Source organism: Variovorax beijingensis, assembly GCF_007828835.1.
Lineage (GTDB): Bacteria > Pseudomonadota > Gammaproteobacteria > Burkholderiales > Burkholderiaceae_C > Variovorax > Variovorax beijingensis_A.
The window spans coordinates 933,965-956,631 of record NZ_VIVL01000001.1; the positions used below are offsets into that span (position 1 = coordinate 933,965).

At 69.4% G+C, this 22,667-nt stretch carries 17 protein-coding genes and 1 riboswitch; of the genes, 12 read left to right on the plus strand and 5 right to left on the minus strand.

The genetic code is table 11. The annotated features are described in order from the left end of the window. Positions 1-125 precede the first annotated feature (125 nt). The 4 genes from uvrA to FB547_RS04525 all read left to right on the plus strand — a co-directional run bounded on the left by uvrA (position 126) and on the right by FB547_RS04525 (position 9,290). Positions 126-5,975 carry an excinuclease ABC subunit UvrA gene (gene uvrA / locus FB547_RS04510; protein ID WP_145739977.1) on the plus strand — a complete coding sequence of 1,950 codons (5,850 nt, stop codon included), beginning with the start codon at positions 126-128 and terminating at the stop codon, positions 5,973-5,975. A 122-nt stretch (positions 5,976-6,097) separates the two neighbouring features. After that, on the plus strand, positions 6,098-7,147 hold the full coding sequence (locus tag FB547_RS04515; protein WP_145739979.1) for an ornithine cyclodeaminase: 1,050 nt from the start codon (positions 6,098-6,100) through the stop codon (positions 7,145-7,147). An 8-nt stretch (positions 7,148-7,155) separates the two neighbouring features. Further along, positions 7,156-8,205 carry a histone deacetylase family protein gene (locus tag FB547_RS04520; RefSeq protein WP_186454107.1) on the plus strand — a complete coding sequence of 350 codons (1,050 nt, stop codon included), beginning with the start codon at positions 7,156-7,158 and terminating at the stop codon, positions 8,203-8,205. Positions 8,206-8,306: 101 nt separating this feature from the next. After that, entirely contained in the window at positions 8,307-9,290 is a 984-nt protein-coding gene (locus FB547_RS04525) for a tripartite tricarboxylate transporter substrate binding protein (RefSeq protein ID WP_145739983.1), read from the plus strand. On the opposite strand, the gene FB547_RS04530 is transcribed toward FB547_RS04525, so the two are convergent. Then, a complete protein-coding gene (locus FB547_RS04530) occupies positions 9,277-9,846 on the minus strand; it encodes a TetR/AcrR family transcriptional regulator (protein WP_145739985.1) in 570 nt (189 codons plus the stop codon). The genes FB547_RS04525 and FB547_RS04530 overlap by 14 nt on opposite strands. Positions 9,847-9,935: 89 nt before the next feature. Here FB547_RS04530 and FB547_RS04535 point away from each other — a divergent pair, with 89 nt between their 5' ends. After that, positions 9,936-11,198 (plus strand): MFS transporter, encoded by a 1,263-nt coding sequence (locus FB547_RS04535; protein ID WP_145739987.1) that lies wholly within the window; start codon positions 9,936-9,938, stop codon positions 11,196-11,198. On the opposite strand, the gene FB547_RS04540 is transcribed toward FB547_RS04535, so the two are convergent. Then, positions 11,188-12,024 carry an HAD-IIB family hydrolase gene (locus tag FB547_RS04540; protein WP_145739989.1) on the minus strand — a complete coding sequence of 279 codons (837 nt, stop codon included), beginning with the start codon at positions 12,022-12,024 and terminating at the stop codon, positions 11,188-11,190. The two genes, FB547_RS04535 and FB547_RS04540, sit on opposite strands and share 11 nt — an antisense overlap. A 98-nt stretch (positions 12,025-12,122) precedes the next feature. On the opposite strand from FB547_RS04540, the gene FB547_RS04545 reads away from it, so the two are divergent. The 5 genes from FB547_RS04545 to FB547_RS04565 all read left to right on the plus strand — a co-directional run bounded on the left by FB547_RS04545 (position 12,123) and on the right by FB547_RS04565 (position 17,196). Then, positions 12,123-13,118, plus strand: coding sequence for an ATP-binding cassette domain-containing protein (locus tag FB547_RS04545; protein ID WP_145739991.1), 996 nt, complete (start codon positions 12,123-12,125; stop codon positions 13,116-13,118). Beyond that, complete coding sequence (locus FB547_RS04550; protein WP_145739992.1) at positions 13,115-13,957, plus strand: ABC transporter permease; 843 nt, start codon at positions 13,115-13,117, stop codon at positions 13,955-13,957. The genes FB547_RS04545 and FB547_RS04550 overlap by 4 nt, the downstream gene beginning before the upstream one ends. A 115-nt stretch (positions 13,958-14,072) precedes the next feature. Beyond that, positions 14,073-15,263, plus strand: coding sequence for a hypothetical protein (locus tag FB547_RS04555; protein WP_261380210.1), 1,191 nt, complete (start codon positions 14,073-14,075; stop codon positions 15,261-15,263). After that, complete coding sequence (locus FB547_RS04560) at positions 15,260-16,300, plus strand: DNA methyltransferase (protein WP_145739994.1); 1,041 nt, start codon at positions 15,260-15,262, stop codon at positions 16,298-16,300. The genes FB547_RS04555 and FB547_RS04560 overlap by 4 nt, the downstream gene beginning before the upstream one ends. A gap of 92 nt (positions 16,301-16,392) precedes the next feature. Beyond that, a complete protein-coding gene (locus FB547_RS04565) occupies positions 16,393-17,196 on the plus strand; it encodes an ABC transporter permease (protein ID WP_145739995.1) in 804 nt (267 codons plus the stop codon). A 7-nt stretch (positions 17,197-17,203) separates the two neighbouring features. Here FB547_RS04565 and FB547_RS04570 read toward each other — a convergent pair whose 3' ends face one another. From FB547_RS04570 to FB547_RS04580, 3 genes are all read right to left on the minus strand, one after another. Then, on the minus strand, positions 17,204-18,832 hold the full coding sequence (locus tag FB547_RS04570) for a peptide chain release factor 3 (protein WP_145739997.1): 1,629 nt from the start codon (positions 18,830-18,832) through the stop codon (positions 17,204-17,206). A gap of 77 nt (positions 18,833-18,909) precedes the next feature. Then, positions 18,910-19,401, minus strand: a complete 492-nt coding sequence (gene phaP / locus FB547_RS04575; protein ID WP_145739999.1) for a TIGR01841 family phasin — start codon at positions 19,399-19,401, stop codon at positions 18,910-18,912. 143 nt (positions 19,402-19,544) lie between these two features. Further along, positions 19,545-20,183: a hypothetical protein gene (locus FB547_RS04580; RefSeq protein WP_145740000.1), complete on the minus strand. Its 639-nt coding sequence runs from the start codon at positions 20,181-20,183 to the stop codon at positions 19,545-19,547. A gap of 117 nt (positions 20,184-20,300) precedes the next feature. Continuing rightward, a riboswitch (S-adenosyl-L-homocysteine riboswitch) is annotated at positions 20,301-20,369 on the plus strand. Positions 20,370-20,435: 66 nt separating this feature from the next. On the opposite strand from FB547_RS04580, the gene ahcY reads away from it, so the two are divergent. Beyond that, positions 20,436-21,875, plus strand: a complete 1,440-nt coding sequence (ahcY, locus tag FB547_RS04585; protein WP_124958737.1) for an adenosylhomocysteinase — start codon at positions 20,436-20,438, stop codon at positions 21,873-21,875. Then, positions 21,875-22,666 (plus strand): TlyA family RNA methyltransferase, encoded by a 792-nt coding sequence (locus FB547_RS04590; protein ID WP_145740002.1) that lies wholly within the window; start codon positions 21,875-21,877, stop codon positions 22,664-22,666. Before ahcY ends, FB547_RS04590 begins: the two co-directional genes overlap by 1 nt. Position 22,667: the final 1 nt, after the last annotated feature.

The following is a 22,667-nucleotide window of genomic DNA, read 5'->3' on the forward strand; positions in this document are numbered from 1 at the left end:
TGTTACACGAAGTGACAATGACTCCATCAGTACAAACCCCTGCGCGGCCGCGGACCATGTGACGGAGTGCACGAATACGTCACCGGCCGCTCCCTAGAATGTTTGCCCCACCCCCCAAGGCACTCATGACACAGGGCTCCATCCGGATTCGCGGCGCGCGCCAGCACAACCTCCAGAACCTCGACCTCGACATCCGCACCGGCGAGATGACCGTGGTCACCGGGCCCAGCGGCTCGGGCAAATCGAGCCTCGTGTTCGACACCCTCTATGCCGAGGGCCAGCGGCGCTATGTGGAGACCTTTTCCGCCTATGCGCGCCAGTTCCTGGACCGCATGGACAAGCCGGCCGTCGACAAGGTGGAGGGCGTACCGCCCGCCATCGCCATCGACCAGACCAACCCGGTGCGCTCCTCGCGCTCCACGGTCGGCACCATGACCGAGCTCAACGACCACCTGAAGCTGCTCTACGCGCGGGCGGCCCAGCTGTTCGACCGCGAAACCGCGCTGCCGGTGCGCCACGATTCGCCCGACAGCATCTATGCGCAGATCGCCGAGCGGGCGGCTGCGGCCGGCGATCCGCGGCTGGTGGTCACGTTTCCGGTCGAGCTGCCGGCGGGCACCTCGCCGGACGAAGTCACGCAGTGGCTGTCGGCCAGCGGCTTCACGCGCGTGCAGGCCGAGCGCGAGGTGGCCACGCCCACCGGCCCGCGCAAGATGCTCGACGTGGTGGCCGACCGCTTCCGCATTTCGAGCGCCGAGCGCTCGCGCGTGGTCGAGGCCATCGAGGTGGCGCTCAAGCGCGGCAGCGGGCGGGTCACGGTGCACGCGACGGGTGCCGAAGAAAACGCGCCGACGGACGTGTGGAAGTTCTCGACCGGCCTGCATTGCCCCGAAAGCGACATCCGCTACGCCGACCCGATCCCGTCGATGTTCTCGTTCAACTCGGCCGTCGGCGCCTGCGACACCTGCCGCGGCTTCGGCCGCGTGATCGGCGTCGACCTGGGCCTCGTGATCCCGAACGACAAGCTCACGCTGCGCGCCGGTGCCATCAAGACCATCCAGACACCGGCCTGGAAGGAAGCGCAGGACGACCTCATGCGCCACGCCGAGGCGGCCGGCATTCCGCGCGACACGCCCTGGAACAAGCTCACCGACGAGCAGAAGCACTGGGTGATCGAGGGCACGCCCAACTACAAGGAGGGCAACTGGAACAAGCAGTGGTACGGCGTGCGCCGCTTCTTCGGCTACCTGGAGAGCAAGGCCTACAAGATGCACATCCGTGTGCTCCTGTCCAAGTACCGCAGCTACACGCCGTGTCCCACCTGCAGCGGCGCGCGCCTGAAGCTCGACAGCCTGATCTGGCGCATCGGCAGCAAGGAAGATGCGGATGCGGTGCTGGAGCCTGCCAAGCGCTTCATGCCGGCCGGCGTGAAGTGGACGCGCGCGCAGCTCGAGGCGCTGCCCGGGCTGTGCCTGCACGACTTGATGCTGCTGCCGATCGAGCGGCTGCGGCAATTCTTCGACCGCATGGGCTTGGCTCCCTCCCCCGCCGGGGGAGGGCAGGGGTGGGGGCACGCGGCCTCGGCAAAAGCCGTGGTGATGGGGGAGGCCGCGAGCCCCCATCCCGGCCTTCCCCCGGCGGGGGAAGGAGCAAGGCAGGGCGAAACCCAGGCGCTCAAGCTGCTGTTCGACGAAATCACCACCCGCCTGCGCTACCTGCACGACGTCGGCATCGGCTACCTCACGCTCGACCGCCAGAGCCGCACGCTGAGCGGCGGTGAGGTGCAGCGCATCAATCTCACGACGGCGCTCGGCACTTCGCTGGTCAACACGCTGTTCGTGCTCGACGAGCCCAGCATCGGCCTGCACCCGCGCGACATGAACCGCATCACCGAGGCCATGCTGCGCCTGCGCGATGCGGGCAACACGCTGGTCGTGGTCGAGCACGACCCGGCCGTGATGCTCGCGGCCGATCGCGTGATCGACATGGGCCCGGGCCCCGGCATCCGCGGCGGGCAGATCGTGTTCGACGGCAGCACCGACCAACTGCGCGACGCCGACACGCTCACCGGCCAGTACCTGGGCGGGCGCAAGAAGATCGGCATGGGCTTCAAGCGGCTCGTGAGCGAGAACACGCACCGGCTCATCCTCGAAGGCGTGCGCGAGCACAACCTGAAGAACGTCACGGTCGAGTTCCCGCTCGCGCGGCTGGTGTGCGTCACCGGCGTCAGCGGCTCGGGCAAGTCGACGCTGATCCAGGACGTGCTGGCGCCCGCGCTCATGCGCCACTTCGGCAAGGCCACGGAAACGCCCGGCGCGCACGACCGCATGCTCGGCGCCGATCACCTCGGCGACGTGGTCTTCGTCGACCAGTCGCCGATCGGCAAGACGGCGCGCTCCAACCCCGCGAGCTACGTGGGCGCATGGGACGCGATCCGCGAGATCTTCGCCACCGCCGCGCTCTCGCGCCAGCGCGGCTACACCGCGAGCAAGTTCAGCTTCAATTCCGGCGACGGCCGCTGCCCGACCTGCGGCGGCTCGGGCTTCGAGCACGTCGAGATGCAGTTCCTGTCGGATGTGTACCTGCGATGCCCCGATTGCGACGGCAAGCGCTACCGCCCCGAGATCCTCGAAGTGAAGGTCGAACGCAAGGGCCGGAGCTACAACGTGGCCGACGTGCTCGACCTCACCGTGGCCGAAGCCGCAGCGGTGTTCGAGGCCGACCGCGACGTGCTGCGCGTGCTGCAGCCGATCTCCGACGTGGGGCTCGACTACGTCAAGCTCGGCCAGCCCGTGCCCACGCTCTCCGGCGGCGAGGCCCAGCGCCTCAAGCTCGCGGGCTTCCTGGCCGAGGCGGCCAAGAGCGCGACCGCCAGCAAGCAGTCGGTCGCGCGCCGGGGCACGCTGTTCCTGTTCGACGAGCCCACCACCGGGCTGCACTTCGACGACATCGCGCGGCTGATGCGCGCGCTGCGCAAGCTGCTCGACGCCGGCCATTCGCTGATCGTGATCGAGCACAACCTCGACGTGATCCGCGCCAGCGACTGGTGCATCGACCTCGGCCCCGAAGGCGGCGAGGGCGGCGGCATGGTGGTGGCCGAGGGCACGCCCGAGCAGTTGCGCGAGAACCGCGCCTCGCTCACCGGCGCGGCGCTGGCCGACTACGACCTGGCGATCGGCCCCGAGGCCTACAAGGTGGCCGAGCGCGCCGCGCGGCGCTACATCGCCAATGCGAAGGCGGCGCCCGGCGGCCATGCGATCGAGATCGTCAATGCGCGCGAGCACAACCTCAAGAACCTCAGCGTGAACATTCCGCGCGGCAAGTTCAGCGTGGTGACGGGCGTGAGCGGCTCGGGCAAGTCGACGCTGGCCTTCGACATTTTGTTCAACGAAGGGCAGCGGCGCTACCTCGAATCGCTCAACGCCTATGCGCGCAGCATCGTGCAGCCCGCGGGCCGGCCCGAAGTGGATGCGGTCTACGGCATTCCGCCCACGGTGGCGATCGAGCAGCGCCTGTCGCGCGGCGGCCGCAAGAGCACGGTGGGCACCACCACCGAGGTCTGGCACTTCCTGCGCCTGCTGTACGTGAAGCTCGGCATCCAGCACTGCATCCATGACGGCGCGGCGGTGCAGCCGCAGACGCCCGACAGCATCGCCGCGCAGCTGATGCGCAACTTCAAGGGCCAGCACATCGGCCTGCTCGCGCCGCTGGTGAGCAACCGCAAGGGCGTGTACACCGAGCTGGCCGACTGGGCGCGGCCGCGCGGCTTCACGCACCTGCGTGTGGACGGCGAGTTCCTGCCGACCACCGGCTTTCCGCGCATCGACCGCTTCAAGGAGCACAGCATCGAGCTGCCGGTGGCCAGCCTCGACGTGCTGCCCTCGAAGGAAACCGAACTGCGCGAGGCGCTCACCAAGGCACTCGAGCACGGCAAGGGCGTGGTGCACGTGCTGAGCCAGCTCGACGGCCTCAAGGCCGCGATGATGGCCGGCGCACCGGCCTCGGGCATCGGCCGCGTCAACGTGTTCTCCACGCTGCGCGCCTGCCCGGTCTGCAGCACCAGCTATGCCGAGCTCGATCCGCGCCTGTTCAGCTACAACAGCAAGCACGGCTGGTGCCCCGACTGCGTGGGCACCGGCGTCAAGCTCAGCAAGGACCAGCGCAAGGTCTTCGACGACTCGATCCGCGACGACGACAGCAAGGGCCGCGAACAGACCTTCGCCGAGCCCGAGATCGAAGACCTGGCCGACACCGCCTGCCCGACCTGCGAAGGCACGCGGCTCAATGCGACGGCACGCGCGGTGAGCTTCGGTGCCTCGCCGGCCGACGGCATGGGCGGCATCGGCATCACCGAGCTTGCGCGCATGAGCGTGACCGAGGTGCGGCAGTGGTTCGAAGGCCTGGCGCTCACCGGCCGCGAAGCCGAGATCGCACGCGACCTGGTGCCCGAGATCAGGAGCCGGCTCGAATTCCTGGAGGAGGTGGGCCTGGGCTATCTCACGCTCGACCGCGGCGCGCCCACGCTCTCGGGCGGCGAGGCGCAGCGCATCCGCCTGGCGGCGCAGCTCGGCAGCAACCTGCAGGGCGTGTGCTACGTGCTCGACGAGCCGACCATCGGCCTGCATGCGCGCGACAACCAGATCCTGCTCGACGCGCTGCACAAGCTCGGCGACAAGGGCAACACGCTGGTGGTGGTGGAGCACGACGAAGACACCATCCGCCGCGCCGACCACATCATCGACATCGGCCCGAGCGCCGGCAAGCGCGGCGGCCGGCTCGTGGCCGAGGGCTCGGTGGCCGACATCCAGAAGGCCGGCGATTCGCAGACCGGGCGCTACCTGCGCGATGCGATCAAGCATCCCTTGCACGCACGGCGGCTGATTCCTGCGCCAGACCCGAAGGCCGAGGACAGCGGCCATTGGCTCACCGTGCACGGCGCCGACCTGCACAACCTGCAGGACGTGACTGCCACGCTGCCGCTGCACCGCCTGGTGGTGGTCACCGGCGTCAGCGGCTCGGGCAAGTCCACGCTCGCGCGCGACGTGCTGCTGGCCAGCGTGCATGCCATCGTGGTCCAGCGCATGACCAAGGCCGGCCGCGACGCCGATGCCGCGGGCAAGCGCCCGGCCTGGTCCGGCTGCGAGCGCGTCGAGGGCTACGAGACCATCGACCGCGTGCTCGAGGTCGACCAGACCCCCATCGGCAAGACGCCGCGCAGCTGCCCGGCCACCTACATCGGCTTCTGGGACACCATCCGCAAGCTGTTTGCCGACACGCTCGAGGCCAAGGCGCGCGGCTACGGGCCCGCGCGCTTCAGCTTCAACACCGGCGAGGGCCGCTGCCCCGGCTGCGACGGCGCCGGCGTGCGCACCATCGAGATGAGCTTCCTGCCCGACGTGAAGGTGCCCTGCGAGGTCTGCCACGGCGCGCGCTTCAACCCCGAGACGCTGGCCGTGAGCTGGCGCGGCAAGAGCATCGGCGAGGTTCTGCAGATGGAGGTGGACGAGGCGGTCGAGTTCTTTGCGGCCATGCCCAACATCAGCCATCCGCTGCAGCTGCTGAAGGACGTGGGGCTGGGCTACCTGACGCTGGGGCAGCCCTCGCCCACGCTTTCGGGCGGCGAGGCGCAGCGCATCAAGCTGGTGACCGAGCTCAGCAAGGTGCGCGACGACGTCACGCGCCGCGGCCAGAAGGCGCCGCACACGCTGTACGTGCTCGACGAGCCGACCGTGGGCCTGCACATGGCCGACGTCGAGAAGCTGATCCACGTGCTGCACCGGCTGGTGAACGGCGGCCACAGCGTGGTGGTGATCGAGCACGACCTCGACCTGATCGCCGAGGCCGACTGGATCATCGACCTGGGTCCCGAGGGCGGCAACGCCGGCGGGCGCATCGTGGCCGCGGCGCCGCCGGAGGAAGTGGTGCGGCTCGGCACGCACACGGGCGTGGCCCTGGCGCCGGTGCTGGCACGTTGATGCGCGCAGGCGCACAATGGCCTGAACCCTTGGCGCAGGCGCATCCTGGATCAGCCATGGTGGAGCGATTGGACCGATGAAGGGATGAAGCGCCGCGTCCGGGCTACGCAAGGAGCCGCGCCATGACCCGCTTCATCGATGTTCACAGCCTGGTTCGCCTGGTGGACGAAACCGGCGTTCCGGAATTCCTCAAGGCCCTGGCCGACGCGCTGCGCGACGACTTCATGCGCTGGCGCGAGTTCGACAAGAAGGCGCGCGTGGCCAGCCACTCGCACCTCGGCGTGATCGAGCTGATGCCGGTGGCCGACGACGGCGCCTACGCCTTCAAGTACGTCAACGGCCATCCGCACAACACGGCCGTGGGGCTGCCTACGGTCATGGCCTTCGGCGTGCTGGCCGAGGTCGACACGGGCTACCCCGTGCTGCTGTCGGAGCTCACGCTCACCACCGCGCTGCGCACCGCCGCCACCTCGGCCATGGCGGCGCAGGCCCTGGCGCGGCCCGGCGCGCGCAGCATGGCGCTGATCGGCAACGGCTCGCAGAGCGAGTTCCAGGCGCTGGCCTTCCATGCGCTGCTGGGCATCGAGGAGGTGCGCGTGTTCGACATCGATCCGCGCGCCACCGACAAGCTGGTGCGCCACCTGTCGGCCTGCACGCCGCTCGAGGTGGTGCGCGCGCCGTCGGTCGCCGATGCGGTGCGCGGCGCCGACATCGTGACCACGGTCACGGCGCACCAGGGCCACGCGGTGGTGCTCGCGCCCGGCATGATCGAGCCGGGCATGCACATCAATGCGGTCGGCGGCGATTCGCCCGGCAAGACCGAACTGCACCCTGACGTGCTGCGCCTGGCGCGCGTGTTCGTCGAATACGAGCCCCAGACCCGCATCGAGGGCGAGATCCAGCAGCTGCCGGCCGACTTTCCGGTGCACGAGCTCTGGAAGGTGCTGCTCGGCAGCGTGCCCGGGCGCGAGAGCGCCGGGCAGGTCACGGTGTTCGACTCGGTCGGCTTTGCGCTGGAGGACTACACGGCGCTGCGCTACATCCACCAGCTGTCGCTGGAGCGCGGCATCGGCCAGCAGATCGCGCTGGTGCCCGAACTCGACGACCCGAAGGACCTGTTCGGCCTGACGGCGTCCGGCCGGCGCCGGGCGGTGCTGCGGCGTGCGGCATGATGCGCGGCATGCTCACCATCTACAACGACCAGCACACATTGCACCAGGGCAAAGTCGAGATGTTCCGCGGCGAGCTGGTGCCGTGCTTCGAGGTGCCCGCCCGCGTCGACCATGTGAAACATGAACTGGAGCGCCGCGGCCTCGGCCCGCTGCAGGTGCCCGATGCCTTCGACGAGGCACTGCTGGCCAGGGTGCATGCGCCGCGCTACCTCGACTTCATCGCCCATGCCTGGGACGAGTGGGTGGCGCTCGATCCGTCGAACGCATCGCGCGATGCCCTGCCTTCGTACTGGCCCACGCGCGGCATGCGCACCGATGTGTTGCCGAAGAGCTTTCCCGCACGCATGGGGCTGTTCTCTTTCGATGCGGGCACGCCGCTCATGGCCGGCAGCTGGGCCGCCGCGCGCCACGGCGCCGCCTGCGCCTGGACCGCGGCGCAGCGCGTTGCTGGCGGCGAGCGCGCCGCCTTCGCGCTCACCCGGCCGCCCGGCCACCATGCGGGCGCCGATTTCTTCGGCGGCTACTGCTTCGTCAACAACGCCGCCGTGGCCGCGCAGGCGCTGCGCGATGCGGGCGTGGCGCGCGTGGCGGTGCTCGACGTGGACTACCACCACGGCAACGGCACGCAGGCCATCTTCTACGAGCGCAGCGACGTGCATTTTGCGAGCCTGCATGGCGATCCGCTGACCGACTATCCCTACTACCTGGGCCATGCCGACGAGCGTGGCGCGGGCGCCGGGCTCGGCTTCAACCACAACCTGCCGCTCACGCGCGGTGCGGACTTCGCCACCTGGCGCGCGGCGCTGAAGGCCGCGCTCGGCGGCATTGCCGAAGTGCGCGCGGGCGCGCTGGTGGTGTCGCTCGGCGTCGACACCTTTGAAGGCGACCCGGTCGCGGGCTTCCGGCTCCAAAGCGACGACTACCTGCGCATGGGCGAAGACCTGGCGCGCGCCGGCCTGCCCACGGTGTTCGTGTTCGAGGGCGGCTACGCGGTGGCGGAGGTGGGCGTCAACGCCGTCAACGTGCTGCAGGGTTTCGAGCAGCAGGCCGCGGGCTGAGCCGCAGGCGACAGCAGTCGGGTGAGCACCGATTGCCGCCGCGCCAAGGGCAGGGCCCAATGCGCCCTTTTGCTTTTTTCCCGTTCCAGGAACCCGCCACCATGTCCCGCCGATCCCTTCTCCGTGCCGCCACGCTCGCCGCAGCCTGCGGGCTTCTTCTGTCTCCGCTGGCGGCGCTCGCGCAGGCCTTTCCCTCCAAGCCGGTCAAGCTGGTCATCGCCTTCCCCGCGGGCGGGCCCACCGACATCACGATGCGCCAGCTGGCCGACAACGCGAGCAAGATCCTCGGCCAGCCCGTCATCATCGACAACAAGCCCGGCGCCGGCGGCACCTTGCCCGCGCAGGCGCTGCAGACCGCGCAGCCCGACGGCTACACGGTCGCGCAGATTCCGCTCGGCGTGTTCCGCCTCGGCTACACCACCAAGATCAACTGGGACCCGCTCAAGGACATCAGCTACGTGCTCAACGTCACGGGCTATGCCTTCGGCATCGTGGTGCCGGCCGACAGCCCGTTCAAGACCTGGGCCGACTTCGTCGCCTATGCCAAGGCCAACCCCGGCAAGCTCACCTACGGCTCCACCGGCAACCTCACGAGCCCGCATCTCACGACCGAACTGATCGCACAGAAGGCCGGCATCCAGCTGCAGCACGTGCCCTACAAGGGCAGCGCCGACCTGATGCTCGCGGTGGTCAGCGGCCAGCTGATGGCGGCCGCCGACAGCACCGGCTTCGCGCCGCAGGTCGAGGCCGGCAAGCTGCGCGTGCTCAACACCTGGGGTGAGAAGCGCCTGGCCAAGTTCCCCGATGCGCCGACGCTGAAGGAACTGGGCTACGACATCGTGCAGAACTCGCCCTTCGGCATCGGCGCGCCCAAGGGCACACCGCCCGAGGTGGTGAAGAAACTGCACGACGCGTTCAAGCAGGCAATGGAAGAGCCGAGCTATGTGGCCTCGCTCGGCCGCTACGACATGCTGCCCAACTACATGAGCTCGGCGGCCTACACCAGGTTCGCGCAGGACACGGTGGTGCGCGAGAAGGCGGTGATCGAGAAGCTGGGGCTCGCGAAGGAAGTCAAGACGAACTGAGCACGAACAGCTCGTCCACCAGCCGCTTCGCCAGCGCCGGCTTCACGGGGTCGCCGCCGAACACGAGGCGAAACACGATCGGCGCGATCAGGTGATCGATCACCTGCTGCGCCTCGGGTGCCCGCTCGCCACGGGCGTGCGCCTGCTCGACCAGCTTCAGCGCTTCCTTGCGGCGGTTGCGCAGGCAGTCGGTGTCGGCGCCGCCGTCGGCCAGTGCGGCCGCGGCTTTCAACAGTGAGGTGTTGCAGGGGCGCGCAAGGTGCGTGATGAGTTCCTGCGCCCATGCCGTCAGGTCCTGCCGCAGCGAGCCCGTGTCGGGCAGGGGCCGGTTCGGGTCCAGCCGGTGCGCCGCCGTCTCGGCCAGCAGGCCCGACAAGTCGCCCCATCGGCGGTAGATGCTCGAGGCGCTGACGCCGGCGCGCTCGGCCACCGCCGGGACGGTCACACGTTCGCGCCCCTGTTCGGCCACCAGTTCTTCGAGCGCAGTGCGCACCAGCGCCTGCACCTGGGCGCTGCGGCCGCCGGGACGCTTGTTCGGAAGGACGACATCGTTCATGCAAGGACTTTAACGCAAAGATATTTGCTTTAGGAGGGATGCGAGTCTAGAATCGTAAAAGCTAAAAAAGTTGCGTTAAGGATTCGCCCATGCCGTCCTCCTGTCCTGAGCTTGCCGCTGCCACTGCCGCCGCGTCCCGTGCCAAGCCGTGGCGCCTGCCCGCGGCCGCCGGATTTGCGCTGCTGGCGACGGTGCTGTTCGCGTTCTTCTTCGCGGCTGCCGCGCCGTCGCCGCTGTTTGTGGTGTTCCAGCACGCCTGGGGTTTCTCGTCGTCGATGCTCACCGTGGCTTTCGCCGTCTACGCGATCGCGCTGCTGATCTCGCTGCTGGTCGCGGGATCGCTGTCGGACCATATCGGGCGCCGGCCCGTGGTGCTGGCAGCGCTGGTGCTGCAGGCGCTGGCGATGGGGCTCTTCCTGCTGGCGCACGGCATCGGCGGGCTGATCGCCGCGCGCGTGGTGCAGGGCGTGGCCACGGGCGTCGCAAGCGGCGCGCTGAGCGCGGCGGTGGTCGAGGCCGCGCCGGCTGCGCGCAAGCGGCTGGGCGCATTGATCACGAGCGTGTCGCCGCTCGCGGGGCTCGCGGCGGGAGCGCTGCTGACGGGCATGGCGGTGAAGTTCAGCGCCGCGCCGGTGACGCTGGTGTTCGGCGTGCTCGCCGCGGTGTTCGCACTGGGCGCGGCCGCGGTGCTGTGGATGCCCGAGACCGTCACGCCGCGTGCCGGTGCGCTGGCTTCGCTGGTGCCGCGTGTGTCCATTCCCGTTCGGGCGCGGGCCGACTTTGCGCGCGGCCTGCCGGTGTTCATCGTGGTGTGGGCGCTGGGCGGCCTGTATCTGTCGCTCGCACCCTCGCTGATGCACCATGTGTTCGGCATCGACAACGGCGTGGTCAACGGCCTCACGGTGGCGGTGCTCTCGGGCTTCGGCGCGATCGCGCCCGCCCTGCTCGGCCGCCTTGGCGCGCCGCGATCGGTCATCTTCGGCACGGCCAGCATCGCGGCCGGTCTGGCGTTGCTGCTCGCATCGCTGGCCACCCGATCGCTCGCGCTGTTCTTTGCCGGCACCGCGATCGCGGGACTGGGCTTCGGCGGCTCTTTCTCGGCGCTGGTGCAGACGCTCGCACCCCAGGCCGATTCGCACGAGCGCGGCGAGCTGTTCGCCGCCATCTTCGTGGTGAGCTATCTTGCGTTCAGCCTGCCCGCAATGCTGGCCGGCTTCCTGGTGGCGCCGCTCGGATTGCTGGACACGGTGAAGGGCTATGCGGCCGTGCTGCTGCTGATTGCGGCCTTCGGCACCTGGCGCCAATGGTCGGTGCTGCGCCGCTGCGCCCGCAGCGGGCCGGTCAACGGGTAGCGCGGGCCGAGAGAATCGCGCGCACCGCCTCGGCAAAGCCCGCGCCGCGCTCGCCCTCCGTCACATAGCGCGGCAGGTGCTCCAGCTGCGGCACGAAGCGCGCGACGTTCGCCACGCCGATGCTGCTCGCGAAGGTGCGGAACATGAGCTGGTCGTTGGTGGAGTCGCCCACGTAGGCCCAGCGGTCGAGTTCGTCGTCGAGCGTTCGGCCCCAGAGCTCGCGCACGATCCAGCGCGCGCCTTCGAGCTTGTCGTTGTCGCCGTACCAGCCGTTGATGTGGATGCTGCTCACGGTGGCGTGCATGCCTTCGCCGCGCATCAGCGCGACGACCTGCGCGATGGTCTCTTCGCCCAGCTGCACGAACTCGCTGTGGTCGATGGCGATGTCGGTCTCGCGGCCCGGTGAATCGGTGGCGCGCCGCGCGCCCGGGATCTCGCGCTCGATGCGCGCGAGCACGGCCTGCATGCGCTCGAAGTTGGCGCTGCGCGTGGGCGCATCCTGCATGTAGCGCTTCTCGATCTTGCCCTCGGCCGTGGGCAGCAGCGCCACCGCGCCGTTCTCCGCCACGATGGCATCGACCGGCCAGGTGTTGACGAAGGGCAGGCTCCAGCCGACGGGCCGGCCCGTGATGGCCACGATGGAAAGGCCCGCGGCCTTGAGATCGCCGAGCGCCTGCAGCGCATCGGGCGTGATCGCGCCCTCGGTGGTGAGCGTGTCGTCGATATCGGTGAACATACCCGCGAGCGTACGGCGCACGGGCGCGGCCCAGCGGTCCAGCGGCAGCAGGTGGGTGGGCGAGGGCGGAAGGGAGGTCGGCGAAGGCATGGGGAGCGGGCAATCTCTGCAGAGCCCGTGATCGTACCGGCGGTTTCGTGTAGCATCCCGCCCCCGCCGCGCGTTCCAACGCCGGCGCGGCGCTTTCCATGCCCCACATCCTCGTCGACCAACTCCTCAAGAGCTACCGCATCTCCGAGCGCGAACCGGGCGTCATGGGTGCGCTGCGCGGCCTCGTGCAGCGCCGCCAGCGCACGGTGCAGGCGCTGTCGGGCGTGTCGTTCTCGCTCGAGCGCGGCGAACTGCTGGGCTTCATCGGGCCGAACGGCGCGGGCAAGTCGACCACCATCAAGATTCTCTCGGGCATCCTGCGGCCCGACGGCGGGCGCGTGGAGATCGACGGGCGCGATCCCTTCGCGGACCGCGAGCGGCACGTGGCGCGCATCGGCGTGGTCTTCGGCCAGCGCACGCAGCTGTGGTGGGACCTGCCGGTGGGCGACGGCTTCGACCTGCTGCGCGACATCTACCGTGTCGATCCGCAGCGCTATCGGCGCACGCGCGACGAACTGGTCGCGCTGCTGCATCTGGAGCGCGTGCTCGGCCAGCCGGTGCGCCAGCTCTCGCTGGGCCAGCGCATGCGCGCCGAGATCGCGGCGGCACTGCTGCACGAGCCCGACATCCTGTTTCTCGACGAGCCGACCATCGGCCTCGATGCGCCCTCGAAGCTCGCGGTGCGCGACTTCGTGCGCCGCGCCAACCGCGAGCGCGGCACCACCGTGCTGCTGACCACGCACGACATGCACGACATCGAGGCCCTGGCCCAGCGCGTGATCGTCATCGGCCACGGACGCGTGCTGGCCGACAGCCCGGTCGAGGCGCTGCGCGCGCAGGTGATGGCCGAGCGTCGGCTGGTGGTCGACTTCGCGCAGGATGCGGCGCTGCCCCAGCAGGTGCCCGGCGCCACGGTGCACGCGCGGGACGGCCAGACGCTGGTGCTCGATTTCGATCCCGCGGTCACCTCTGCGCCCGCGCTGATCGCGCGCATCGCGGCCGAGCACGCGGTGGAAGACATCCGCCTCGAAGGCCTGGCCATCGAGGCCGTGATCGCGCGCTTCTATGCCATGCACGGAGCGGCCGAGGCGTGAGCCCGCGCGATCTGCTTCGCCCCTATGCCGCGGCCTTCGTGTCGCGCTTCATGCAGATGCTGCAGTACCGCACTGCGGCGCTCGCCGGCTTTGCAACGCAGTGCTGGTGGGGCGGCATCAAGGTGATGGTGTTCGCGGCGTTCTATGGCGGCAGCGCCGTCGCGGGCGCGGCGTCGCCGATGTCGCTCGCCCAGGCCATTAGCTACACCTGGCTCGCGCAAGGCCTGCTGGTGCTGCTGCCCTGGCTCGGCGACCCGGAGGTGGCGCAGGCCGTGCGCACCGGCGCGGTGGCCTACGACCGGCTGCGGCCGGTGGATGCCTACGCGCTGTGGTTCGCGCGCAGCGCCGGCTGGATCGCGGCGCGGCTGTTGCCGCGCGTGGCGTTGATGGCAGCCTTCTCGGCGGTCGCGTTACCGCTGGCAGGGTTGGGCGAATGGGCCTGGCAGCCGCCCGCGAACGCGGTGGCCGGCATGGCGTTCCTGCTGTCGGTCGGGCTCGCGCTGCTGCTGTCGACCGCGATGGTGATGCTGCTCAACGTGGCGGCCACGGCGGCGCTCAACGAGCGCGGCATCAGTGCGGTGGCCACCCCCGTGGTCATCGTGTTCTCGGGCAACCTGCTGCCGCTGGCGCTGCTGCCCGACGCCTGGCAGACCGCGCTGCTGGTGCAGCCGCTGGCGGGGCTGTTCGACATCCCGGCGCGGCTGTACTTCGGGCAGCTGGGCGGCTGGCATGCGCTCGGTGGACTGGGGCTGCAGTGCTTCTGGATTGCCGTGCTGGTCGCGCTCGGGCGGGTGGCGATGGGGCGCACCATGCGCAGCCTGCAGGTGCAGGGTGGCTAGGGTGGCTGGCTTGCACCGTGTCGGCGCTTCCCGCGCTGGCGTGCGCAGGGGGCCGCTCCAACCATCGGAGGCCGTGCTGCCGTATCGTGGCGGGTGCGACAATCCCGCCGCTGCCATGCGCCCTGCCATTCCCGCTGAAGCCGATACGCCGGTGCCACGCGCTGCGCGGATCGCGACCTGCGCGATGGAGCAGGTCGCGGTGGCCGACCTGCCGCGCAGCGCGAGCTCCCCCCTCTTCGAGCGCCTTCGCCGCGCTGTGCACGGCGTGACCCTTCGCACGCCGCCCCTGAACGAAGCCGCGCGCTGGCACACGCACACGATCGGCGGCATCGAGCGGCGCCTTGCGCAGCCCCTCACGTTCACGCCGTATGCCTCCGTGAAGCCTTGTTCGGCACGCTGCGGCTTCTGCTCGGAAAACCTGCGCAAGGCCGGGGGCGGCACCTCGGCGTCCCGGCTGCGCCCGGCGTCCGGCTACTTCGACGGCCTGTCCCGCGCGCTGCGGGCCTTGCGCGGCGTACCGTTGTCGTGGTCGCTCTCGGGCCTGGAAACGAGCGACGACGCCGACTGGATGCTTCGGCTGCTCCACACCCTGGCCGCGGGCGAAAGCGAGGGGCCGGTGGTCGAGGACCGCGTGCTCTACACCAACGGCGCGGGCTTTGCCGGGCCGCAGGGCGAGGTGCTGCGGCGCGCGCTGCCAAGCTTCGGAATGAGCTGGCTGGAACTGTCCCGCCATCACCACGACGGCGCGGCCAACCAGGCCATCATGCGGTTCCGCCCCGAGGTGGCCATCGGCTACCAGACCGTGTTCGAACGCACCGCGCGCCGGCTCGCCGATACGGTGGCGCTGCGGCTCGTGTGCATCCTCCAGCGTGGCGGCATTGCGCAGCCGCCGGACGTGGCCGCGTACCTCGCGTGGGCACGGGAATGCGGCGCCGGCACCGTCGTCTTCCGGGAGTTCTCGCGGCTCGGCGACGGCTATCGCGACAACGCCACCGCGCGCCACCTGCGCACGGAGCGGGTCTCGATGGACGCGCTGCTGACGGCCTGCCTCGACGACCCCGGCGTCTCGCGCGGGTGGACCCTCGAAAGCCTCACCGAGGGCTACTACTTCTGGAACCTGCGCCTGCGCACCGGGAACGGCCTGACGGTCGTCTTCGAAAGCGCCGACTACGGTGCCATGCACGCGCGCCATGCCACCGGCGATGTCTACAAGCTCGTCTACTTTGCCGACGGCCAGCTCTGCGCCGGCTGGGAACCCGGGCACGACGTGTTGCTCGACACGCGCATCGCGCAGGCCTGCCCATGACCGGTCACAGCTGGCTGAGGCTCGACCATGAATCGCCGCGCTACCGGCTGCCGGACGACCTGCGCGCGCGGGACCCGATGGGTGGGCGCGATTGCGGATGGGTCGAGCAGATGCGGCCCTTCGTGTGCCGGTTCTCGCAACCGGGCGACACGGTGTTCGATCCATTCGCCGGCTTCGGCACGACACTGCTCGCGGCGCGCCTCGATGGCCGACAGGCCTTGGGCTGCGAAGTCGATGCCGGCCGCATCGACCTCATCCGCGAGCGGCTGGCACGCCACGGCCTCGCACACGGTGCGACGCTCCTGCACGCCTCGTGCGATGCGCTCGAAGACGCTGCGCTCCCGCCCTTCGACCTCTGCCTGACGAACGTGCCCTACTTCGGTTGCCGCTGGACCGGTGCGCAGACAAGCTCCCAGCTCTACGGCAGCCAGAGCTATGCGCAGCACCTCGACGGCCTGCGCAACGTCTTCCACCGCGTCCGCGCCGGATTGCGCGAGGGGGGCGCCTGCATCGCGATGGTGCAGAACCTCCGGATCGGCGATCGCGTGCTGCCGCTGGCCGTCGACCTCGCGCGCATCCTGGGTTCGCTCTTCGCGATGGAAGAAGAGCGCGTGCTGGTCTATCCGCACGACGCGCAAGACAGCGACGCCGATGCCCGCACCGACCGGCGCCACGAGTACGCGTTGGTCTTTCGCAAGCAGCGCGAGCGCATCGACCTGCCAGCCACCGTTGCGTTGCTCGATGCCATGCGCGCAGAGGGACACGACTTCACGCTGTTCGGCAGCTTCGCGCGCTGGCAGCAGGACCCGCAAGGCACGCCGCCCGCAGACGCCGACATCCGCGTCGACGCCGAGCCGCAGCGCCTGGATGCCCTGCTGCGATGGCTGCGCGAGCGCGGCTTTTCGCTGACGAGCTGGGGCGATCCGGTCGCCGTGCCCCTTCATCTCGACAGCTACCGCGGCCGTTTTTACTTCCGAGCCGACCGCATCGATGCCCGCGGCGCATTGGTCCGGCTGGACATCTGCTACGAGCAATGAGCGGCACGACGCAATCTGCACAGCGGTTGAGCGGCCCGCACGAGGACCGCGCCCTGGACCACGGCGAAACAAGCCGAGAAAGCCCCTGAAAGATGGGCGCCCTCCCTCTCTTCTTCCGCCTCATGGCCGCCTCCATCAGCGGCCAGGCCAGATACCCGGCGTCCGCGCTGCTGCTCACGACAGGCCAGTTCCTCGGCACAGGCATCGAGGTGGTCGCCGTCTGGGCGCTGTTCCATCGCTTCGGCGAGGTGCAGGGCTGGGGCATCGGCGAGGTCGCGCTGTTCTACGGGCTGGTGAACTGCATGTTCGCGATTGCCGACGCGCTGGGCCGCGGCTTCGACGTGCTCGGCACCGAGTTCCTGCGCACCGGCACCTTCGACCGGCTGCTGCTGCGCCCGCGGCCGCTGGCGTTGCAGCTCATGGGGCACGACGTACGGATCAGCCGCCTGGGCCGGCTGCTGCAGGGCCTGGTCGTGCTGGTCTTCGCGACCGTCCAGGCCGGCATCGCATGGACCCCGGGCGCCGTGGCGCTCGCCGTGTTCGCACTGGCCGGCGGCATCGCGCTCTTCCTCGGCATCCTGGTGCTGCAGGGCACGCTGTCGTTCTGGACCGTCGAAAGCCTGGAGATCGCCAACGTGCTCACCTACGGCGGCGTGCAGGCGGCGCAGTACCCGCTGGCGCTCTATGCGCAGTGGTTCCGCCGCGTGCTGACCTTCATCGTGCCGCTGGCCTGCGTGGCGTACTACCCGGCGCTCGCGATCCTGGGCAAGCCGGATCCGCTGGGTGCGCCGGGCTGGGTGGGCATGGTGTCGCCGCTCGCGGGCTTCGTGTTCCTCGCGGCGGCATTCGGCGCATGGCGCATCGGGCTGCGCCACTACGCTTCGACGGGCAGCTGAGCCTGCGTCAGCCCGCGTTCTGCAGCGCCAGCCCCGCGTGCTCCCGCAGCGGATGGAAGTGGATCTTCGGAAAGCGCTCCTGCGCGAGCCGCACGTCGTAGGGCGAAGTGCACAGGAAGGCCAGCGTATCGGCCGCGTCCTTGGCCATGCGCTGTGGATAGGCGTTGACGAATTCGCGCAGCTCGGCCGGCGAATCGGCCGTGATCCAGCGCGCGCCCGTGTACTGGCAGCCTTCGAGCCGCACGTCGGCGTCGTACTCGGCCTTCAGGCGGTGCTGCACCACCTCGAACTGCAGCTGGCCGACGGCACCCAGCAGCATCGGCCCTCCGATCTCGGGGCGGAACACTTGAATGGCACCTTCCTCGCCGAGCTGGGCCAGGCCCTGCTGCAGCTGCTTGGTGCGCAGCGGGTTCTTCAGGATCACCGTCATGAACAGCTCGGGCGCGAAGAAGGGCAGGCCGGTGAACTGCAGGCTCGCGCCGTCGGTGATGGTGTCGCCCAGCTGCACGCCGCCATGCGTGGTGAAGCCCACGATGTCGCCTGCATAGGCCTCTTCGACCGCCTCTCGGCGCTGGCTCATGAAGGTGACCACGCTGGTCGGCCGCAGTTCCTTGGCGGTGCGCTGCACCTTGAGCTTCATGCCCGGCGTGTACTTGCCCGAGGCCATCCGCACGAAGGCGATGCGGTCGCGGTGATTGGCGTCCATGTTGGCCTGCACCTTGAACACCACGCCCGCGAAGTCCTTGTCCTCGGGCTGGATCTCCTTCACCACGGGCTGGCGGTTGACCATCGTGGTGCTGGTGCGCGACTGCGGCGACGGCGCGAGGTCGACCAGCGCGTCGAGCACTTCCATCACGCCGAAGTTGTTCACGCCGGAGCCGAAGAACACCGGCGTCTGCTTGCCGGCCAGGAAGGCTTCGCGGTCCCAGGTCGGTGAGGCGCCGGCGGCCAGCTCCATGCTTTCCATGGCGTGCTCGAAGTCGGCGCCGAAGCGCTTGGTGAGCGTCTCGCGCTCGCTCAGCGGAATGGTCTCGAAGTCCTGCGGCAGCCGCTCGCTGCCCGACTCGAACACCGTCATCGCCTGCGTGCGCAGGTTCATGATCCCGCGGAAGCTCTTGCCCTGGCCCACGGGCCAGGTCATCGGCACGCAGGGCATACCGAGCTCGCGCTCCACCTCGTCGAGGATGTCGAGCGGCTCGCGCACCTCGCGGTCCATCTTGTTGACGAAGGTGATGATGGGCGTGTCGCGCTGGCGGCAGACCTCGATCAGCCGGCGCGTCTGCGCCTCCACGCCGTTGGCCGCGTCGATCACCATCAGGGCCGAGTCCACCGCCGTGAGCACGCGGTAGGTGTCCTCCGAGAAGTCCTTGTGGCCGGGCGTGTCGAGCAGGTTGATCACGTGGTCGCGGTACAGCATCTGCATGACCGACGACGCCACCGAGATGCCGCGCTGCTTTTCGATTTCCATCCAGTCGGAGGTGGCGTGGCGCGAGGCCTTGCGTGCCTTCACCGAGCCGGCGATCTGGATCGCGCCGGAGAAAAGCAGCAGCTTTTCGGTCAGCGTGGTCTTGCCGGCGTCGGGGTGGGAAATGATCGCGAAGGTGCGACGGCGGCGGGTTTCGGAGAGAAAAGACAAGATGGGGCAATCTGCAGGGGGATGGCCCGATTTTAGAAGGCGGCCCCGAACCGCCTGCCCGACCTGCCGAAAACGCCTTACTTGCGCTGCAGCAACTTCGTCACTTCATCCACATTGGCCTGGATCCGCTGGCGCACCAGTTCGAACGCGTCGGCCTGCGACTTGGCCGCGAGGTTGGCCAGTTCCTTGATGTCGTCGATGGCGCGCTGGAACGACTGGCGGCCGAGTTCGTCGAGCTTGGCGAGGTTGGCCTTGGCATCCTTGCCGGGCATTTCCTTGGCGGCCGTCTGCCATTCGGCGATGGCGCTCTTGATCATCTCGGTCTGCCGCTGCACCACGGTCTGCAGGCCCTGGTAGGACTTCTGGTTCGCCTGCATCAGCGCCTGGAGGTCCTTTTGCCCGCTCTCGAGCAGCTTGCTCGCGCCGCCGGTCAGGTTGAGGTCCTGCAGGCGGTCGGTCATGGCCTTGAGATTCTTCAAGGGGTCGAGCATGTCGGCGGCGTCGGGAGCCGCCTTGGTGCTGCTGCTGGCGGTGGTCTTCTTCGCGGCGGCTTTCTTGGCAGTGGCCATGGTGCGGTATCTCCTGTGTCGGGTGAAGAACGGGTGAGCGGCAAGGACCGGCCGGACGGCCGACGGTCCCTCGCCACGATACGCCGCGGCAGCCCGCCCGCGGCGCCGCGGCGGCAAGAATTGCCTGCGGGATTTCCCTTGGGCTACATCGGCGGCGCGAAGCCGTTGCGTCCGGCGGTGACGCGCAGCGCCGTGGGCACGCCGTTCCTTTCCTGCGCATTGACCAGCACCTTGGCGCCGGGCACCAGCAGGGCTTCGGTGCCGGGGCGGAAGGTCACGACCGGCACGTCGGGCGGCACGATGACGGTCTTCTCGCCGCCCTTGTAGGTCAGCCGCAGCTGCTGCCCGCCGCGCACTGATGTCGGCGCCGCGGCCAGGTCGGCCACGGTGGCGTTGGTCATGGTGCTCTGCGGCAGCAGGTCCCAGGGACGGTGGCCTTCGCCCGTGCCGCGCGCGGCCTCGGGGAACACCACCACCTCGAGCGCCTTTTGCGTGCCGTCGGCCTGCGGCATGGCGGCGGTGCCGATGAAGCTGCCTTGCCTGATGTCGGACAGCTTGATCGGGTAGACCTCCGACACGGCCATGTCGGCCGGCCGCGCCAGGCTGACGACCTCGCCGCCGCGGTCCTGGACCACGAGGGCCTTGGCGTCGATGCGCACGATGGTGCCGCGGATGCGCACCGGATCGGGGGCGGCCTGCGCTGAGGCCAGGACCGGCGCGCCGGCCACAAGAAGAAAGGCGGCCGAGGCCAGCAGGACGGGGGAGAGTCTGGACAAGCGCATGGGTGGAACTTCCGGCGTTGGGGTCAGGTCAATGTACGCCCCGGATGCGAAATGCGCTTTCCGGCATGTGGGATGCCCTGGCGGTTGGCTCGCCTTGGCGCCCCGTCTACAATCCGCGGTTCCGAGGAGCGTTGCAGCGCCGCCAGGCGTGAGGCTCGGACCACATCGCAACCACGCTCACCCGCTGTTCTCGCGGTGAGTCTTTTCCCCGAACGCAGTGGCACCTTTCAAACTAGCTTTGTTGGAGTTCTCATGAGCGCTGTTCTCAAGCCCACCCCCGTTTCCACCGCCGACCAGGCGATTGCCGACCTCTCGCTGGCCGCCTGGGGCCGCAAGGAAATCCGCATTGCGGAAACCGAAATGCCCGGCCTGATGGCGATCCGCGAGGAATTCTCGAAGGCGCAGCCGCTCAAGGGCGCGCGCATCACGGGCTCGCTGCACATGACGATCCAGACGGCCGTGCTGATCGAGACGCTGCAGGCGCTCGGCGCCACCGTGCGCTGGGCCTCGTGCAACATCTTCTCGACGCAGGACCACGCCGCCGCCGCGATTGCCGCCGCCGGCACGCCGGTGTTCGCGATCAAGGGCGAGTCGCTGAAGGACTACTGGGACTACACGCACGCCATCTTCGACTTCGGGCCCAAGGGTTCCCAGGGCGAAGGCCCCAACATGATCCTGGACGACGGCGGCGATGCCACGCTGCTCATGCACCTGGGCCAGCGCGCCGAGAAGGACCTGGGCGTGCTCGCCAAGCCCACCAGCGAGGAAGAGCGCATCCTCTACGCCGCCATCAAGGCCAAGCTGGCGGTCGATCCGACCTGGTACACCCGCAAGTCGGCCGAGATCATCGGCGTGACCGAGGAAACGACCACCGGCGTGCACCGCCTGAACGAGATGAGCGCCAAGGGCACGCTGCTGTTCCGCGCCATCAACGTGAACGATTCGGTCACCAAGAGCAAGTTCGACAACCTCTACGGCTGCCGCGAATCGCTGGTGGACGGCATCAAGCGCGCGACCGACGTGATGATCGCCGGCAAGGTGGCCTGCGTGGCCGGCTACGGCGACGTGGGCAAGGGCTCGGCCCAGGCGCTGCGCGCGCTGAGCGCGCAGGTGTGGGTGACCGAGATCGACCCCATCAACGCGCTGCAGGCCGCGATGGAAGGCTACAAGGTCGTCACCATGGAATACGCCGCCGACAAGGCCGACATCTTCGTGACCACCACCGGCAACCGCGACGTGATCCGCCACGAGCACATGGCTGCCATGAAGGACCAGGCCATCGTCTGCAACATCGGCCACTTCGACAACGAGATCGACGTCGCGTCGATCGAGAAGTACGAGTGGGAAGAAATCAAGCCGCAGGTCGACCACATCACCTTCCCCGACGGCAAGAAGATCATCCTGCTGGCCAAGGGCCGCCTCGTGAACCTGGGCTGCGGCACGGGCCACCCGAGCTTCGTGATGTCGTCGTCCTTCGCCAACCAGACCATCGCCCAGATCGAGCTCTTCACCAAGCCCGATGCCTACCAGGCCGGCAAGGTCTACGTGCTGCCCAAGCACCTCGACGAGAAGGTCGCGCGCCTGCACCTGAAGAAGGTCGGCGCGATGCTGACCGAGCTGACGGACGAGCAGGCCGCCTACATCGGCGTGAGCAAGAACGGCCCCTACAAGCCGGACACGTACCGGTACTGATGCGCGCTGACCAATTGCTGGTGGAGCGCGGCCTTGCCGCGTCGCGTTCGCAGGCCGTGCGGCTGATTGCCGGCGGCATGCGCTGGCGCGATGCGGGCAGCGCGGACGCGTGGCGCCCGGTGGTGAAGAACCGCGACGAGGTACCCGAGTCCGCCGAGGTCGAGCTCGACGATGCAGCCGAGGCGCGCTATGTGTCGCGCGGCGGGCTCAAGCTCGAAGGCGCGCTGGCGGCGAGCGGCGTCAGCGCCGACGGCAAGCTGTGCCTCGACGTGGGCCAGTCGACCGGCGGCTTCACCGACTGCCTGCTGCAGGCCGGCGCGGCGAAGGTGGTGGGCGTCGACGTCGGCCACGGGCAGCTGCATCCGAAGCTGCGCGAGGACCAGCGCGTGGTGGCCATCGAGGGCGTCAATGCGCGTGCGCTGTCGCCGGACGACCTGCAGGAAGAAGAGGGCGAAGAGCCTTCCGAACTGCGCTTCGACCTGATCGTCGGCGACCTTTCGTTCATCTCGCTCACGCTGGTGCTGCCGGCCGTGGTGCCGTTCCTGGCCGGCGACGGCCAGCTGCTGATGCTCGTCAAGCCGCAGTTCGAACTGCAGCCGGGGCAGGTCGGCAAGGGCGGCATCGTGCGCGACGCGTCGATGTACGCGGTGGTCGAAAAGCGCCTGCGCGATGCCTGCGAGGCGCTCGGGCTGCGCGTGCTGCGGTGGTTCGACAGCCCCATTGCCGGCGGCGACGGCAACCGCGAGTTTTTCATTCACGCCGTTCGCGCGGACCAGGCGAACGGTTCCTAGG

What these genes read in the sequence shown, in the direction of transcription:
- FB547_RS04535 (WP_145739987.1), top strand. Translation starts at nt 9,936, where the DNA reads ATGCCGTCCTCCTGTCCTGAGCTTGCCGCTGCCACTGCCGCCGCGTCC.
- FB547_RS04515 (WP_145739979.1), top strand. Translation starts at nt 6,098, where the DNA reads ATGACCCGCTTCATCGATGTTCACAGCCTGGTTCGCCTGGTGGACGAA.
- FB547_RS04590 (WP_145740002.1), top strand. Translation starts at nt 21,875, where the DNA reads ATGCGCGCTGACCAATTGCTGGTGGAGCGCGGCCTTGCCGCGTCGCGT.
- phaP (WP_145739999.1), bottom strand. Translation starts at nt 19,401, where the DNA reads ATGGCCACTGCCAAGAAAGCCGCCGCGAAGAAGACCACCGCCAGCAGC.
- FB547_RS04525 (WP_145739983.1), top strand. Translation starts at nt 8,307, where the DNA reads ATGTCCCGCCGATCCCTTCTCCGTGCCGCCACGCTCGCCGCAGCCTGC.
- FB547_RS04555 (WP_261380210.1), top strand. Translation starts at nt 14,073, where the DNA reads ATGCGCCCTGCCATTCCCGCTGAAGCCGATACGCCGGTGCCACGCGCT.
- FB547_RS04540 (WP_145739989.1), bottom strand. Translation starts at nt 12,024, where the DNA reads ATGCCTTCGCCGACCTCCCTTCCGCCCTCGCCCACCCACCTGCTGCCG.
- FB547_RS04520 (WP_186454107.1), top strand. Translation starts at nt 7,156, where the DNA reads ATGCTCACCATCTACAACGACCAGCACACATTGCACCAGGGCAAAGTC.
- uvrA (WP_145739977.1), top strand. Translation starts at nt 126, where the DNA reads ATGACACAGGGCTCCATCCGGATTCGCGGCGCGCGCCAGCACAACCTC.
- FB547_RS04530 (WP_145739985.1), bottom strand. Translation starts at nt 9,846, where the DNA reads ATGAACGATGTCGTCCTTCCGAACAAGCGTCCCGGCGGCCGCAGCGCC.
- ahcY (WP_124958737.1), top strand. Translation starts at nt 20,436, where the DNA reads ATGAGCGCTGTTCTCAAGCCCACCCCCGTTTCCACCGCCGACCAGGCG.
- FB547_RS04565 (WP_145739995.1), top strand. Translation starts at nt 16,393, where the DNA reads ATGGGCGCCCTCCCTCTCTTCTTCCGCCTCATGGCCGCCTCCATCAGC.
- FB547_RS04580 (WP_145740000.1), bottom strand. Translation starts at nt 20,183, where the DNA reads ATGCGCTTGTCCAGACTCTCCCCCGTCCTGCTGGCCTCGGCCGCCTTT.
- FB547_RS04560 (WP_145739994.1), top strand. Translation starts at nt 15,260, where the DNA reads ATGACCGGTCACAGCTGGCTGAGGCTCGACCATGAATCGCCGCGCTAC.
- FB547_RS04545 (WP_145739991.1), top strand. Translation starts at nt 12,123, where the DNA reads ATGCCCCACATCCTCGTCGACCAACTCCTCAAGAGCTACCGCATCTCC.